The organism is Pseudomonas sp. RIT-To-2 (assembly GCF_029623465.1).
In the GTDB taxonomy this organism is placed as follows: Bacteria; Pseudomonadota; Gammaproteobacteria; order Pseudomonadales; family Pseudomonadaceae; genus Aquipseudomonas; species Aquipseudomonas silvicola.
On sequence record NZ_JAPYKM010000042.1, the window covers coordinates 1 to 14500 of the forward strand.

At 65.3% G+C, this 14500-nt stretch carries 14 protein-coding genes; 9 read left to right on the forward strand and 5 right to left on the reverse strand.

Annotated features, from left to right (window positions below; genetic code table 11):
• Nucleotides 1-890 (reverse strand): LysR substrate-binding domain-containing protein (locus QBK88_RS26525; RefSeq protein WP_277964374.1); only part of this gene is annotated, 890 nt, incomplete at its 3' end.
• A gap of 105 nt (nt 891-995) precedes the next feature.
• Here QBK88_RS26525 and QBK88_RS26530 point away from each other — a divergent pair.
• Genes QBK88_RS26530 through QBK88_RS26545 form a run of 4 tightly spaced genes read left to right on the forward strand, consistent with a single transcriptional unit; the run spans nt 996 to nt 4748 of the window.
• Complete coding sequence (locus tag QBK88_RS26530) at nt 996-1823, forward strand: amidohydrolase family protein (protein WP_268142082.1); 828 nt, start codon at nt 996-998, stop codon at nt 1821-1823.
• Between the two features lie 49 nt (nt 1824-1872).
• On the forward strand, nt 1873-3207 hold the full coding sequence (locus QBK88_RS26535; RefSeq protein ID WP_445765005.1) for an MFS transporter: 1335 nt from the start codon (nt 1873-1875) through the stop codon (nt 3205-3207).
• Between the two features lie 12 nt (nt 3208-3219).
• Nucleotides 3220-3960, forward strand: coding sequence for an SDR family oxidoreductase (locus tag QBK88_RS26540; RefSeq protein ID WP_277964375.1), 741 nt, complete (start codon nt 3220-3222; stop codon nt 3958-3960).
• Complete coding sequence (locus tag QBK88_RS26545) at nt 3957-4748, forward strand: sugar phosphate isomerase/epimerase family protein (protein WP_277964419.1); 792 nt, start codon at nt 3957-3959, stop codon at nt 4746-4748. Before QBK88_RS26540 ends, QBK88_RS26545 begins: the two co-directional genes overlap by 4 nt.
• A gap of 127 nt (nt 4749-4875) precedes the next feature.
• Here the strand turns inward: QBK88_RS26545 and QBK88_RS26550 are convergent, their stop codons facing one another.
• Nucleotides 4876-6456, reverse strand: a complete 1581-nt coding sequence (locus QBK88_RS26550) for an aldehyde dehydrogenase (NADP(+)) (RefSeq protein ID WP_277964376.1) — start codon at nt 6454-6456, stop codon at nt 4876-4878.
• 317 nt (nt 6457-6773) lie between these two features.
• Here QBK88_RS26550 and QBK88_RS26555 point away from each other — a divergent pair, with 317 nt between their 5' ends.
• Nucleotides 6774-7703: a LysR family transcriptional regulator gene (locus QBK88_RS26555; protein WP_277964377.1), complete on the forward strand. Its 930-nt coding sequence runs from the start codon at nt 6774-6776 to the stop codon at nt 7701-7703.
• On the opposite strand, the gene QBK88_RS26560 is transcribed toward QBK88_RS26555, so the two are convergent.
• From QBK88_RS26560 to QBK88_RS26570, 3 genes are all read right to left on the reverse strand, one after another.
• A complete protein-coding gene (locus tag QBK88_RS26560; RefSeq protein WP_277964378.1) occupies nt 7694-8137 on the reverse strand; it encodes a heme-binding protein in 444 nt (147 codons plus the stop codon). The genes QBK88_RS26555 and QBK88_RS26560 overlap by 10 nt on opposite strands.
• Nucleotides 8134-9483: an amidohydrolase family protein gene (locus QBK88_RS26565; RefSeq protein WP_277964379.1), complete on the reverse strand. Its 1350-nt coding sequence runs from the start codon at nt 9481-9483 to the stop codon at nt 8134-8136. The genes QBK88_RS26560 and QBK88_RS26565 overlap by 4 nt, the downstream gene beginning before the upstream one ends.
• Nucleotides 9484-9663: 180 nt before the next feature.
• Nucleotides 9664-10587, reverse strand: a complete 924-nt coding sequence (locus QBK88_RS26570) for a LysR family transcriptional regulator (protein WP_277964380.1) — start codon at nt 10585-10587, stop codon at nt 9664-9666.
• 224 nt (nt 10588-10811) lie between these two features.
• On the opposite strand from QBK88_RS26570, the gene QBK88_RS26575 reads away from it, so the two are divergent.
• The 4 genes from QBK88_RS26575 to QBK88_RS26590 all read left to right on the forward strand — a co-directional run bounded on the left by QBK88_RS26575 (nt 10812) and on the right by QBK88_RS26590 (nt 14363).
• Nucleotides 10812-11750: a VOC family protein gene (locus QBK88_RS26575; RefSeq protein WP_268142089.1), complete on the forward strand. Its 939-nt coding sequence runs from the start codon at nt 10812-10814 to the stop codon at nt 11748-11750.
• Nucleotides 11751-11752: 2 nt separating this feature from the next.
• Entirely contained in the window at nt 11753-12085 is a 333-nt protein-coding gene (locus QBK88_RS26580; RefSeq protein ID WP_277964381.1) for a Rieske 2Fe-2S domain-containing protein, read from the forward strand.
• 108 nt (nt 12086-12193) lie between these two features.
• Nucleotides 12194-13201: a fumarylacetoacetate hydrolase family protein gene (locus QBK88_RS26585; RefSeq protein WP_277964382.1), complete on the forward strand. Its 1008-nt coding sequence runs from the start codon at nt 12194-12196 to the stop codon at nt 13199-13201.
• 31 nt (nt 13202-13232) lie between these two features.
• On the forward strand, nt 13233-14363 hold the full coding sequence (locus QBK88_RS26590; RefSeq protein ID WP_277964383.1) for an FAD-dependent oxidoreductase: 1131 nt from the start codon (nt 13233-13235) through the stop codon (nt 14361-14363).
• The last annotated feature ends 137 nt before the right edge of the window (nt 14364-14500 follow it).

Below are 14500 nucleotides of genomic sequence, written 5' to 3' on the forward strand. Positions count from 1 at the left end.
ATCCGCCGCGCCGCCTCCGGCAGCGGGTCGAACCGCGAAAACACAAAGCTGATATCAAAACCGATCTCGTCGGCCAGCGGCTTGACCACCAGACCGCTGTCCTGGGCCACGAATTCATCGATGATGGTCACGCCCATGCCTTGCTTCACCAGCGCCACCGCTTCCGGCGCATTGGTGAAGTCCAGGAACGAATTCAAGGTCACGCCGCTGCGCTCGATCGCCCGGTTGATCAGTTGGCCGAACGGAATGTCGGGGCGAAACAGCAACATCGGCTCGCGCGCCAGGTGCGCCATTTCGATCACCGGCTGGCTTTCCAGCGCGTGTCCCGGCGGCAGCACGCACACCATGCGCCCGCGCATGAAGGGCAGCGAGTACAGGTGGTCGTGCAGCACCGGCAAGGCCGAGATGGACAGGTCGACTTTCTTGCCCAGCAACTGCACGGGCATGTCGCTCATCAGGGTGGTGTGCCACTCGATGTGCATGGCAGGCACCTGGCGTTTTAGCTCGGCCAGGGCGTGGGGCAGTACCACGGTAGACAGCGATGCGCTGCAGCACACCCGCAGTTGGCGGTTGGGGGTGGTGGCCAGGGACTGGGCGCACTCGTTCACCCACAGCGCCGCCTGGTACACACGCTCCACTTCACGGTACAGCGCCTGAGCCTCGCTGGTGGGCACCAGGCGGTTATTGATGCGGTCGAACAGGCGCAAGGCCAGGCGGCTTTCAATGTACGCGATCAGCTTGCTGACCGCCGGTTGCGAGACATAGAGCATCTTCGCTGCGCCGCTGATGGAGCCGGTGAGCATCACCGCACGGAAGACCTCCATGTGACGCAGCTTGAACGCCATGTTGCCGGCTTCGGGGGTGTCCGCGGAGGGCAGAGTCTGGGCCATGAACGGGTAATTAACCTTTGGTTATGGTTTGCGCCATCTGAGTATGAGCCATGGGCGGGGGTTTTTTGTAGCCTGTTGCCATTCCCACCCGGTGCAGGCCGTGCAATGAGCATTTTTGACGAACCCAAGATCGACTGCCACAACCACCTGTTCGACCCGGCTCAGTTTCCCTACCTGGCCAATACCATTTACCGCCCGGCCGGCCAGGAAGTCGGCACCCTCAACCAGTTCAACCGAGTGCTCGACGCCTATGGAGTGCGGCACGCGCTGCTGGTGCAACCCACCAGCGGCTACCGCGGCGACAACCGCTTGCTGCTGCAGGCCCTTGCCACTGGCGAAGGCCGCTACAAGGGTGTGGTGGTGGTCGACCACGACATCAGCCTGGAAGCCTTGGCCACCTACCAGCGCAAAGGGGTGGTAGGCGTGGCATTCAACCCGGCCACCGAAGGCCTGACCGTGATGGCGGGCGCCGAAGCGCTGCTGCCCAAACTGGCGGAATTGGGCATGTTCGCGCAGATCCAGACGGTGGGCGACCAACTGGTCCAATTGCTGGAACTGATCGACCAGAGCGACGTGCGCCTGCTGATCGACCATTGCGGGCGCCCGGAGATCGAACAGGGCCTGTACCAGCCCGGCTTTCAGGCCTTGCTGCGCCTGGCCGAGCGGGGCCGCGCCACGGTGAAGATCTCGGGCATGCAGAAATTCGCGCCCATGGACAGCGTGTTCGAAGACACCCTGACCTACGTTCAAGCCCTGTTGGGCGCGTTTGGCCCCGAGGCCTGCGTGTGGGGTTCGGACTGGCCGTTCCTGCGGGCCCAGCAACGTGTCGACTATGGCCCGCTGCTCAAGCTCGCCGAACAGTTCATGCCTGACGCCCATGTGCGGCGCCAGGTGATGTGGGAAACACCGCGGCGCCTGTTCGGGTTCCGCTGAACGCTGTACTGAAATGCCTGTGCAACAACAATAACAAGAGGTAAACCTCATGAGTGCCGACCGCAACTTCGAACTCCCTGCGTACCGCGCCGCCGCCCCGGCGGTGGAAGCGCGCAGCCGCACCCGCTTCATGATCCTGGCGCTGATCGCCGGCGGTACCACCATCAATTACCTGGACCGCAGCGTGATGGGTATCGCCGCCCCAAGCATCAGTGCGGACCTGGGCCTGAACGCGGCGATGATGGGCCTGATTTTCTCGGCGTTCTCCTGGACCTACGCCGCCGCGCAAATCCCCGGTGGCATCCTGCTCGACCGCCTGGGCACCAAGCTCACCTATTGGCTGGCGTTGACCCTGTGGTCGCTGTTCACCGGCCTGCAAGGCCTGGCCACCGGCTTCGCCTCGCTGCTGGGCATTCGCCTGTTGATCGGCGCCACCGAAGCGCCCTGCTTCCCCACTAACAGCCGGGTGGTGGCCACCTGGTTTCCCCAGAGCGAACGGGCCCGTGCCACCAGCATCTACACCCTGGCCGAATACTGCGGCCTGGCGTTTCTGACGCCCTTGCTGTTCTGGGTGTTGCATGCTTACGGCTGGCGCTTCCTGTTGATGGCCGTGGGCATTGTCGGGGTGCTGTATGGGTTGGTGTGGTGGCGCAAGTTCCATGAGCCGCACCAGTCCAAACAGGCCAACCAGGCTGAACTGGACTACATCGCAGCCGGCGGCGGGGTGGTCGACGGTGGGCAGAAGGCCACGCGTTTCGCCTGGTCGCAGATCCCGCAACTGCTCAAGCAGCGCAACATGCTGGGCATTTGCCTGGGCCAGTTCGCCTGCAACTCCACCAACGTGTTTTTCCTGACCTGGTTTCCGACCTACCTGGTCACCGAGCGGCACATGCCCTGGCTGAAGGTAGGTTGGGTGGCGGTGCTGCCCTTCATCGCGGCCTCGGCGGGCACCCTGGTGGGTGGCTGGCTGTCGGACAGCATGCTGCGCCGCGGCATTTCCCTGAACCTGGCGCGCAAGGTCCCGGTGATCACCGGGCTGCTGGCGTCCTCGGTGATCGTGCTGGCCAACTACGTGCAGTCCGATGCCCTGGTGGTCGCGATTCTGTGCGTGGCCTATTTCGCCCAGGGCATGTCGGCGCTGGCCTGGATGATCGTGTCCGACATCGCCCCCAAAGGCCTGATCGGCCTCAGCGGCGGCCTGTTCAACCTGTTTGCCAACGCCGCCGGCATCGTCATCCCACTGGTGATCGGCATCATCGTCACCCTGACTGGCTCGTTCGTCTGGGCGCTGGCCTTTATCTCGCTGGTGACCCTGTGCGGTGCCGGCTGCTACCTCTTCCTGGTGACAGACCTCAAGCGTCTGCCCGATATCCCGAACCTTTGAAAGGAGCGTCACATGAGTCAACATCTGGAAGGCCAGACGGCCATCATCACCGGCGGCATGCGCGGCATCGGCCTGGGCATCGCCAAGCGTCTGCGCCAGGCGGGTGCCAACATCGTGATCTGGGACTTGAACGTCGACCATTGGGACGCCAGCGCTGCCGGCTTCACCCCCGCGTTGCGTCAGGCCGTGAACGTGGCTTCGCTTGAGTCGGTGGAAACAGCCTTTGCCGAGGTGGTCAACCAACTGGGCCGGGTCGATATCCTGGTCAACAACGCCGGCATCAACGGCCCGGTGGTGGAGTCGTGGAACTATCCGGTGGAGGCCTGGGACCAGGTGCTGGCCATTGACCTGACCGGTGTCTTCTATTGCTGCCGCACTGCCATCCCGCACATGCGTGAACGCAAGTACGGGCGTATCGTCAATGTCGCCTCCATGGCCGGCAAGGACGGTGTGCAGTACATCTCCGCTTACTCGGCGGCCAAGGCCGGTGTGATTGCCTTCACCAAGTCGGCGGCCAAGGAACTGGCCCAGGACGGCGTGCTGCTCAACTGCATTGCCCCGGCCATGGTGGAAACCGGCCTGATGGCGGAAATGACCCCTGAGCACATCGCCGCCAGCAAGGCCAAGATCCCGATGGGCCGCTTCCTGCAGATCGAGGAAATCGCCAACATGGTGACCTGGATCGCCGGCCCGGAGTGCAGCTTCACCACCGGCTTTGTCTTTGACCTCAGCGGCGGCAGGGCCACGTACTGATGGCCCTTGGCGTGGCTCATCTGACCGCGCTGCAACTGGCCCCCGCCGACCTGGTTCGCCAGGCCGCGGGGGCTGGTTTTTCTGCGGTAGGCGTGCGTCTGCACCCCGCCATGGCAGGGGGGGTGTGCTACCCGCTGGAGGCGGCCGCGCGGCGCAGCCTGAAGGCTGTGTTGGCGGAGGAAGGCATGCGGGTGGCGGACATCGAGTTCGTCGAGCTGACGCCTCAGGTGGATATTCAGGCGTTGGCACCGCTGCTGGAGGCCGGCGCCGACCTGGGTGCCGGCAGCCTGACGGTGTCTGGGGACGATCGCGAGTTTTCCCGGCTGACCGACCACTACGCAGCCCTGTGCCAGTTGGCGGCGGGTTACGGTGTGCGGGTGGAACTGGAATTCATGCGCTGGCGCGCGGTGGCGAACCTGGCGCAGGCACGGCAGATCGTCGAAGGCGCCGGGCAGGATAACGGGGGCATTTTGCTGGATGCCCTGCACCTGTTTCGCAGTGGCGGGACGGTGGCCATGCTCGAGGAAGTCGACCCACGCTGGCTGCGCAGTGTGCAACTGTGCGATGCGCCGCTGCAGGCACCGCCCGAAGAGGGGATTATCGCTGAAGCCAGGGAGGGGCGGTTGCCACCGGGCCAGGGGCAATTGCCCTTGGCCGAGTTGATGGCGGCGTTGCCGCAAGGTGTGCACGTGAGTGTGGAAATGCCCTACGGGACGTTGGGGAGCGTTGAACGGTTGGCATTGGCCTATCACGCCACCCGCGCCCTGTTGACCCCACCGCGCCCGTAGCGCTCACACCGTGCCGGAGCGCGGTGTGCCTGATAGTACGCCGCGCCTTGGACGCGCGGCCCATCGGTCAGGCAGACCGCGTTGCTCTTTTCGCCAGCAAGCGGTGCTGCAACCCGTGCGTCATGCCTTACAGCGAGGCATCACTCCACTCACCATTGACCAGACGCTTGAGCCCCAGCGGGTTGCTGTTGCGCAGGGCCTCGGGCAGCAGCGCCTCGGGGTAGTTCTGGTAGCACACCGGGCGCAGGAAACGGTCGATGGCCAGGGTGCCCACCGACGTGCCGCGCGCATCGGAGGTGGCGGGGTACGGGCCGCCATGGACCATGGCATCGCAGACTTCCACGCCAGTAGGATAGCCGTTGACCAGAATACGCCCGACCTTCTGTTCCAGCAGAGGTACCAGCCACTGGTAGGCCACCAGGTCGTCGTTCTCGCCGATCAAGGTGGCGGTCAGTTGGCCGCGCAGGCCCTGCAGGGCGGCCTTGAGTTGGGCGTCGTCCTTGGCTTCGATGACGATGGTGGTCGGCCCGAACACTTCTTCCTGCAGCAGTTCATCGCCCTTGAGCAGCAACGACACGTCCGCCTTGAACAGCTGCGGGCGCGCTTGACTGCCCGATTGCGGTTCGCCGGCCAGGTGAGTGACGCCCGGGTGGGCCGCCAGGTGTTCCAGGCCTTGGGTGTAGCTGCGCAGGCCGCCTGCGTTGAGCATGGTCTGCGGCGCCTGGGCGGCCATCTGTTCCTGCAACTGGCTCAGGAAGGCGGTGAAGGCCGGCGAACTGACGCCGATGACCAGGCCCGGGTTGGTGCAGAACTGACCACAGCCCATGACCACCGAAGCCGCCAGCTCCTTGGCCACGGCCTCGCCACGGGTGGCCAGGGCCTGGGGCAGCAACACCACGGGGTTGATGCTCGACATTTCGGCGAATACCGGGATCGGTTGCGGGCGTTCGGCGGCCATCTTGCACAGGGCGTTGCCGCCGCTCAGGGAACCGGTGAAGCCCACGGCCTGGATGGCCGGGTGCTTGACCAGCCACTCGCCAACGCCACCGCCGTAGATCATGTTGAACACGCCCTTGGGCATGCGGGTCTTTTCCGCGGCGCGGATGATCGCGCTGGCGACCTGGTCAGCGGTGGCCATGTGGCCACTGTGGGCCTTGAACACGACGGGGCAGCCAGCGGCCAGGGCCGCGGCGGTGTCGCCACCGGCGGTGGAGAAGGCCAGCGGGAAGTTGCTGGCACCGAACACGGCCACCGGGCCCACGCCCACGCGGTATTGGCGCAGGTCCACGCGGGGCAGTGGTTTGCGGTCCGGCAGCGCCTGGTCAATGCGTGCACCCAGGAAGTCGCCCCGGCGCAGCACCTTGGCGAACAGGCGCATCTGGCCGCTGGTGCGGCCGCGCTCACCTTGAATGCGGCCGGCGGGCAGGGCAGTCTCGCGGCATACGATAGCCACGAAGTCGTCGCCCAGGGCGTCGATTTCATCCGCAATGGCATCCAGGAACTCGGCACGGCGAGCTGGGCTCAGGTGGCGGAACTCATCGAAGGCCGCTTCGGCGGCGCGGCAGGCAGCGTCGACTTCGCCTTCGGTGGCTTGAATGAAGGCATAAGGTAGCGCTTCGCCGGTGGTGGCGTCCAGGCTCTGCAACTGTTTGCTGCCCTGGGCGCTGCGGCTGCCGGCGATGAAGTTATGGCCGAGAAGGGTGGACATCGTGATCTCCTGGTTCTTCAGATTGTTCTGAGAAAGCCTGACGGCTTGATGTTGACGGACATCGTACAACTAGGCGAAAGGATGTGCAATCGGTAGCCTCGTTGCATGAGCGCGCGTGCCAATGAGCGTGCCGAGGTAACGAACGGCTGGGTGCGTGACGTGGCTGTTTGATGCAGAGCCCCGGGGTTTGCCTACCTGTAGCGACCCCCTCCAGGTATCGACTCCGCCAATACCTCGCCTGCACCGAAATCGATTAGTCACTGCCCCCCACCCGCAATACGGTATCGGCTGGCCCTCTTCGAACCCGGATCCCCTCCATGCGCTACCACCGTCTCGACCTGAACTTGATGGTTGCCCTCGAAGCCCTGCTGTCCGAATGCAATGTCACCCGCGCCGCCGAGCGGCTGAACCTGGGCCAGTCGGCCACCAGTTCGGCGTTGGGCCGGCTGCGCGAGCATTTCAATGATCCGCTGCTGGTGCCCGTCGGCCGTCGTCTGGAGCCCACCGCGCGGGCGCGGGGGTTGTTGCCCAAGGTGCGCGAAGCGCTGGCGTTGACTCGTGCCCTGGTCGACCCTCCCGCAGCGTTCGACCCACGCCAGTGCCAGCGCCGGTTTACCGTGGTGGCATCCGATTATGTGGCGGCGGTATTGATGCCAGCGGTCAGCCGGGCAGTGGCGCGGGCGGCGCCAGGGGTACGCCTGGCCCTGCGTGACCTGCCGTTGCCGCGTGGCGGCGATGCGGTCAGCGAAGCGCTGGACTACCGCCGTAGTGACTGCGTGATCGTGCCCCAGCGGCGCCTTAATAACGAATACCCCCATGCGCCATTGCTGGTGGACCAGTGGTGCTGCATTGTCTGCGCCCAGGCGCCGGTGTATGAACGGGGCCTGACGCTGGCCGCGTACCGCGAGGCTGAGCACGTGGTACGCGAATTCGCAGATGGCCGCACCCTGGCGATGGACGCGGTGTATTTGGCCGAGCGAGGCATCGAGCGCAAGGTGGGTGTAGCGCTGGAGAGTTTTTCCCTGATGCCGGCCTTTGTCACCGGCAGCCAACGGGTGGCCACGGTGTTTCGCCGCCAGGCTGAACAGTTTGCCAGCACCTACCCGTTGCGAGTATTGCCGGCCCCGCTGGACTTTCCCGAGGCGCTGCAAGTGCTGCAGTGGCATCCCTACCAGCAGGATGACCCGGCGCTGGCCTGGTTTCGCGGCCTGTTGGCAGAACAGGCGGCGGGGTTGAATCAGACCTGAGCGTCACCGGTATCGGCCACCAGCCCGGCGTTGTCGATAGCGGCAAGAGCAGCGCGTTCGTCGTTGTCGGAGGTGTCGCCGCTGATGCCGATGGCCCCCAGCAGCAGCCCTTGGGCATTGCGAATGAGCACGCCCCCCGCCACTGGGATCACCTGACCATCGGTGAGGCTGTTGATGGCGTCGAAGAACGCCGGCATTGCATGGGCCCGGCGCGCCAGTTCGCGGCCACCCAGGCCCATGCCCAGACAGCCGCGGGCCTTGCCGGTGGCGATCTGCGGGCGCAGAAAACTGGCGTGTTCGTCGCGCAGCACCACCAATGGGTGGCCAGCGGCGTCGAGCACGGCGGCAGCCAAGGGGCGCAGGCCCAGCTCGCGGCCACTGGCAATGGCCTGGCGGGCGATCAGGGTGGCGGTGTGCAGGTCGAGAAGGTTCATACGGTCCATTTTCCCAGTTGGGTGACACGGTCGCGGGTGTAGAGGTCGGTCCACTTCAGCGAGTTGAAGTCCGACACCTGTTTGGGGTTGTAGGGGCTGCGCGTCAGGTTCACCGCTTGCCCGGCCTTGTACACGGCCTTGAAGCGGCTGCGGTCCTGGAGCAGGCGGATGTCGTCCAGCGGCGAGCCATCCAGCACCAGGAAGTCGGCCTGTTTGCCCACCTCCAGCGTGCCCAGTGTGTCGCCCTTGGGCATGCAGCGTGCGCCAACGTGCGTGGCGGCGAACAGGGCTTCAGCCGGGGTGAACCCCAGGCGCTTGACCAGCAGTTCCAGCTCCCGGGCATGCCATTCGCCATAGGGCGTCACGGCGAAGCCCGAGTCACTGCCGCAGGCAAAGGGAATACCGGCGGCCTTGGCGCGCTTGAGCACTGCCGAGCCCACCTCCAGGGTGCGCGCGCAGTAAGCGGCATACCCCGTGCTGATCGCCGGGTCGTGGGGTTGGCAGAAGTCCACGGTGTTCTGCGGGAAGGTCATGGTCGGCGCCAGAATGCAACCGGCTTGCAACAGCGCCTCGATGCAGTCGTCGTCCATGTAGAAGGCATGGAATACCAGGTCCACCCCGGCCTTGGCGGCATACAGCACTGCCTCGCGACCATAGGCGTGGGTGGCGACCTTGCAGCCCAGGCGGTGGGCTTCGTCGACCATTTCGCGGGTCTCGTCGGCGGTGAAGGCCGCGACGATCGAGCCGTCGGGGCGGCGGTGGGTGCCGTCCATGGCGATCTTGATCAGGTCGACGCCGTCCTTGGCCTGGGTGCGGATCTCGGCGATGGCCTCGCTGCGGCTGGTCACCAGGCGCGCGGTGAAATACTCCGGCGCACCGACGCGGCTGGGGAACCAGTCGTTGAGGCTCTGGCGGTTGGTGATCACCCGGCTGCTGGCCGCCACCCGGGGGCCATCGAACAGTCCGGCATTGATGGCGTTGCGCACGGAAATGCTCAGCTGGCCGCTGTCGCCGGGGCACACCATGCTGGTGACGCCCGCCGCCAGCACATGCTGGGCGAAGAACATGCCACGCAGGGCGCGGAATTCGTCGCTGGTCCAGATATCGATGTCTTCCTCGCTCTGGGCGTTGCCGAAGGCCAGGTGGGTATGCACGTCCACCAGGCCAGGCATGACGAAATGCTCGCCGGCGTCCACCCGGGTATCGCCGGCCCGGGGGGCGGGTGCCTGGGCGGTGGGGCCCACGTAGGTGAGCACGCCGTGCTCGGCGACCAGGGTCTGCTGGGTGCGGGGCGACAGGCTGGTGCTGTCGAACAGGGTCTTGCAGTGCAGGTGAAGGGCGCTCATCGGACCGGCTCGCTGTCATCATGGGTACGAGGCGAGGGTAGGGGCGCTTGGGGGGTGTGGGGAAACAGATTAGGTTGATGGGCAAGTATTGATGGCATCGAAACCTGGCGGCCAGGTGCATGCAGATGTTTCGCGACAACCCGGGGGAAACACCTGCATGGCTCTGGCCACCGCCAGCATTCAAGCCGCCAGCCGCTGCTCCAACCCTTGGATGATCCCGCCGATCTGCTCGCGCAGCCACCGGTGCATCGGGTCGCCTTCCATGGTCCGGTGCCATAGCATGAACTCGCGCATCAGCGGTATCTTCACCGGCGTGGGCAATATCCGCAGGGGCAGGTGCTCGGCATACAAGCGTGCCAGCCGGCCATGCATGGTGGCGATGCGCTGGGTGCCGATGATCAGTTGTGGCAGGGTGTTGAAGTCGTTGGTGATCACTTCCAGCCGGCGGCTGACGCCATACTGGTTCATGAACCATTCCTCGATGCTCAGGTGCCGGGTGCGACCGAAGCCTACCGACACGTGGCCCATGTCCAGGTACTGCTCCAGGGTCAGGCTGTCACCCACCTGGTGGTTGCCGGTCCACACGGCGCACACGTGCTCTTCCTCGAACAGCAATTGCGAGGGGTGGTCCTCCAGCACGTAGCGCTCAGGCACGATCATCAGGTCCACCTCGCCGCGGATCAGCAGTTCGCTGGAATTGTCGCCCGGGCCGAGCATTTCGAAGGTGATGAAGGGGGCCTGGTGGCTGATGCGCTCGATGACCCGGGCCAGCAGCACGGTGATCAGGTAATCGGAGGTCACCAGGCGGAAATGGCGTTTGCTGGTGGCGGGGTCGAAGGCCGGTTTGCTGGTGATGGAGGAGCGAATCTTCAACAGCACATCGCGCACCGGTTCCATCAGCTCCTCGGCATAGGGCGTGGGTTGCATCTTGCGGCCGACCTGCACCAGCAATTCGTCCTCGAAGTAGGTGCGCAACCGGCCCAGCACGCCGCTGGTGGCTGACTGAGTCATGTGCAGGCGCTCGGCGGCGCGGGTGATGTTCTGTTCCTCGAGCAGAATGTCGAGGGCGACCAACAGGTTCAAGTCCAGGTGGTTGAATCGCATGGCTCGGGCTCACGGTTTTTTGTAGTTGTTTTCACGATACCTTCACGGCAAACCATCGCCGCGTCAAGACCCCGGACGAGTATCGCGTTTGCCGATACATCCCATCCCCACACACGATTAGTCAGCTGCCAGGCCCCGCGCCACTCTGTGCCGCAACCCGGTGCGCCGGGCATGCCACCGGCCGCCACTCGCGGCTCGACAATCATTTCAATGGAGTGGTCTGCATGAACATCCTAGGCCTTGATGCCCTGGTTTTCGGCGTCGACGATATCCCTGCCTGTACCGCCTGCCTGACCGACTACGGCTTGACGCCAGTGGATGTCAGCGCCCAGGGCGGCCGATTCGAAGCCCTGGACGGCACCGCCATCGTCATTCGCCGCGCCGATGACCCCGCGCTACCGGCAGGTTTCGGGCCATCACCGTCCATTCGGGAAACCGTGTATGGCGTGGCCCGCGCCGCTGACCTGGATGCCATCGAAGACGAGTTGGGCCGCGACCGGGCCGTTACCCGTGGTGCCGACGGCGTCTTGCGCAGCGTCGACGACATGGGCTTCGCCATCGCCTTTCAGGTCACCGTGCGCCGTGAGCTGTCCGCCAGTGCAGACCTGACCAACGCGCCGGGCAGCGCGCCCCAGCGGCCGATCAACCAGATCGGCATCAGCCCCGACATGCCCGCGTTGCCGCGAACCCTTTCGCACGTGGTGTACTTCGTGCCGGACTCGGCCAAGGCCGAAGCCTTCTACCAGCGCCTGGGCTTTCGTACCACCGACACCTTCGTTGGCGTGGGGCCGTTCATGCGTCCGGCCGGCGCTGATGACCACCATTGCCTGTTCATGATCCAGACCCCGCCGCACATGAAGGGCTGTGAGCACTTCACGTTTCACCTGGGCAGCGGTACCGAGGTGCTGCTGGCCGGCACGCGCTTCGCCGCCAAGGGCTGGACCAGTTTCTGGGGGCCGGGCCGCCACCTGCTGGGCTCCAATTGGTTCTGGTACTTCAACAGCCCGCTGGGCTGCCACATCGAATTCGACGCCGACATGGACAAGCACGACGACGAATGGGCCGCCCGCCAGGCGCCCATGTCGGCCGATAACTCGCAGTTGTTCCTGTTCACGGGCCGCGAGAAGTGGGCGCCCGGCGGCCCGCCGCCGAAGCAGGGCTGACCATGGCCATCGCCTTGTGCCCGCTGGACCGGCTGGTGGAGGGCCAGTCCCTGGGGTTCGACCCCCAGGGCGAGGGCAGCGACACGGTATTTGCCCTGCGCCATGGCGGCCAGGTACGGGTGTTTCGCAACCGTTGCCCGCACCTGGACGTGCCGCTGCAGTACCGCAAGGACCGTTACCTGTCCGCCGATGGCCAGCGAATCATCTGCTACGCCCATGGCGCGCAGTTCCTGCCGCACACCGGCGAGTGCATCCACGGACCGTGCCTGGGGGAAAGCCTGCAGGCGCTGGCGCACCGCGTCGAAGACGGCTGGTTGCTACTGGAACACGCCTGAAAAGGCGGCTGGGGAGGTATCGCGCAGGCCGATACATCGCATCCGAACATGCGATTAGTCAAATCCCTCGCCAGCCTCGAAGCTCATTGCACGACAGTGGAGACAATAATGACTCATCCATCGATCGAAACGCCCTTTGCCCTGGGCACGTTTTCCGCCGCCGGTAGCCCGCGTTTCGCCGGGCTGGTGATCGCCGACCAAGTGGTGGCCGTGGGCGCCCTGGCGCACCTGGCCGACCTGCGAGGCACCCATAGCGTGCTGGGGCTGCTGGAGGACTGGCAACACAACTTCACCCACCTGGACCGCCTGGCCAGCCAGCTCGCCGCCGACCGCGCCGGCCTGCCATTCCTGAACCTCGGCCAGGTGCGGTACCACCCACCGGTGGACCTGCCTCGGCAAATCTTCTGCTCGGGTGCCAACTACCACAAGCACGTGGTGGACCTGATCGTCGATGACCCGCAGTTCGAAACCGACGGCATGGACAGCACCCAGCGCCGCGCCTATGCCGAGGACCTGATGAACAAGCGTGCTCGCGAAGGCAAGCCGTTTGTGTTCAACAAGGTGGCGTCCAGCGTGACCGGCCCGTTCGACCCGATCATCATTCCCGCCGGCTCGAAAAAGCCCGACTGGGAGCTGGAATTGGGGGTGATCATCGGCCGGCCCACCTACCGGGTCAGCCGCGACCAGGCCCTGGCCCACGTAGCCGGGTATGTGGTGGTGAACGACCTCACCGAGCGTACCAAGGTGTTTCGCCCCGACATCCCGCAAATGGGCATGGACTGGCTGAGCAGCAAGAACGCCCCGACCTTCTTGCCCATGGGCCCCTACCTGGTACCGGCTGCCTACGTGGGCAACCCCCAGGAACTGCAACTGACCCTGCGCCTGAACGGCCAGGTGATGCAGGACGAAAGCAGCGCCGACATGATTTTCGACGTGGCGCGCCTCATCGAATTCATCTCCCAGAGCGTGAAGCTGCTGCCTGGCGACCTGATCTGTACCGGCTCGCCCTCGGGCAACGGCACTCACTACAACCGTTTTCTGCAAGCCGGCGACGTGATGGAAGGCACCATCGCCAAGCTGGGCACCTCGCGCAACCCCTGCATCGACCCGGCCTGACGCCCCCATGACAAGCATACGGAGCAACGCCATGACAGCAGTGAGCAACGTCCTGATCGTGGGCGGTGGCATCGGTGGCCTGTGCGCCGCCATCGCCCTGCGGCGCAAGGGCATCGAGGTCGAGCTGGTGGAACTGAAGGCCGAATGGACCGTGTACGGCGTCGGCATCATCCAGCAGTGCAACGTGGTGCGCGAAATGGCCCGCCTGGGCGTGCTGGACGGTTACCTCAACGCTGCGTTCCCGTTCGAGGACGTGGCGCTGTACAACGCTGACGGTCACACCCTGGCGCGCATTCCCGGGCAGCGCCTGGCCGGGCCGCATTACCCGGCCAACGTCGGTATCTCGCGCCTTGCCCTGCACCAGGTGCTCAGCACCAGGGCTGCCGAACTGGGTACAAGGATTCGCCTGGGCACCAGCGTCGAGCGCCTGGACCAGGACGAGCAGGGCGTGGACGTTACGTTCACCGACTCAAGCCAGGGCCGCTACCACCTGGTGGTGGGCGCCGATGGCCTGTTCTCCAAGGTGCGCGGCCTGCTGTTCGGCGATACCTACACCCCGCGCCACACCGGCCAGTCGGTATGGCGTCACAACTTCAAGCGCGCCCCCGGTATCGACCACCTGGCCAACTATGTGGGCCCGGATGGCAACGCCGGCCTGTGCCCGCTGGCCGACGACCTGATGTACCTGTACCTGACCAGCTACGAGCCCGGCAACCCGTGGATGGACAGCGCCACGCTGGCAGAGCAAATGCGCCAGCGCCTGGGGGGCTTCGGCGGCCTGATCGGCGAGCTGCGCGAGCAGATCACCGACAGCAGCCAAGTGGTCTACAAGCCCATGGAAGTGGTGTTCGTCAGCGAGCCCTGGTACCGCGGCCGGGTTTTGCTGATCGGCGATGCCGCCCATGCCACTACCCCGCACCTGGGCCAGGGGGCCGGCATGGCCATCGAGGACGCGGTGGTGCTTGGCGAATTGCTGGGCGAGCAGCACGGCCAAGGCGTGGAGGCGCTATTGCAGCGCTTCATGGCGCGTCGCTACGAACGCTGCAAGTTCATCAGCGAAAGCTCGATCCTGGCCGGCGACAAGGAAATCGAGCACGACCATGCCTTCGACCGCGTGGGCCTGGTGCGCAAGATGCTGGCCCTGACCGCAGAGGAAATCTGAACCACCCCTTGTGACACGACTGCGTGCCCGCCCACCTGAGGCCCGCAGCGAACCTGATAACAAGAACAACAGAGAGGTTTCACCCATGGTACGTCTGCACACCGTGCTGCGTGGCGCGCACCCGCCGTACGCCCTGA

Coding starts and splice junctions, on each gene's coding strand:
- QBK88_RS26530 (WP_268142082.1), top strand. CDS start 996: ATGAGCATTTTTGACGAACCCAAGATCGACTGCCACAACCACCTGTTC.
- QBK88_RS26535 (WP_445765005.1), top strand. CDS start 1,873: ATGAGTGCCGACCGCAACTTCGAACTCCCTGCGTACCGCGCCGCCGCC.
- QBK88_RS26540 (WP_277964375.1), top strand. CDS start 3,220: ATGAGTCAACATCTGGAAGGCCAGACGGCCATCATCACCGGCGGCATG.
- QBK88_RS26550 (WP_277964376.1), bottom strand. CDS start 6,456: ATGTCCACCCTTCTCGGCCATAACTTCATCGCCGGCAGCCGCAGCGCC.
- QBK88_RS26555 (WP_277964377.1), top strand. CDS start 6,774: ATGCGCTACCACCGTCTCGACCTGAACTTGATGGTTGCCCTCGAAGCC.
- QBK88_RS26560 (WP_277964378.1), bottom strand. CDS start 8,137: ATGAACCTTCTCGACCTGCACACCGCCACCCTGATCGCCCGCCAGGCC.
- QBK88_RS26565 (WP_277964379.1), bottom strand. CDS start 9,483: ATGAGCGCCCTTCACCTGCACTGCAAGACCCTGTTCGACAGCACCAGC.
- QBK88_RS26570 (WP_277964380.1), bottom strand. CDS start 10,587: ATGCGATTCAACCACCTGGACTTGAACCTGTTGGTCGCCCTCGACATT.
- QBK88_RS26575 (WP_268142089.1), top strand. CDS start 10,812: ATGAACATCCTAGGCCTTGATGCCCTGGTTTTCGGCGTCGACGATATC.
- QBK88_RS26580 (WP_277964381.1), top strand. CDS start 11,753: ATGGCCATCGCCTTGTGCCCGCTGGACCGGCTGGTGGAGGGCCAGTCC.
- QBK88_RS26585 (WP_277964382.1), top strand. CDS start 12,194: ATGACTCATCCATCGATCGAAACGCCCTTTGCCCTGGGCACGTTTTCC.
- QBK88_RS26590 (WP_277964383.1), top strand. CDS start 13,233: ATGACAGCAGTGAGCAACGTCCTGATCGTGGGCGGTGGCATCGGTGGC.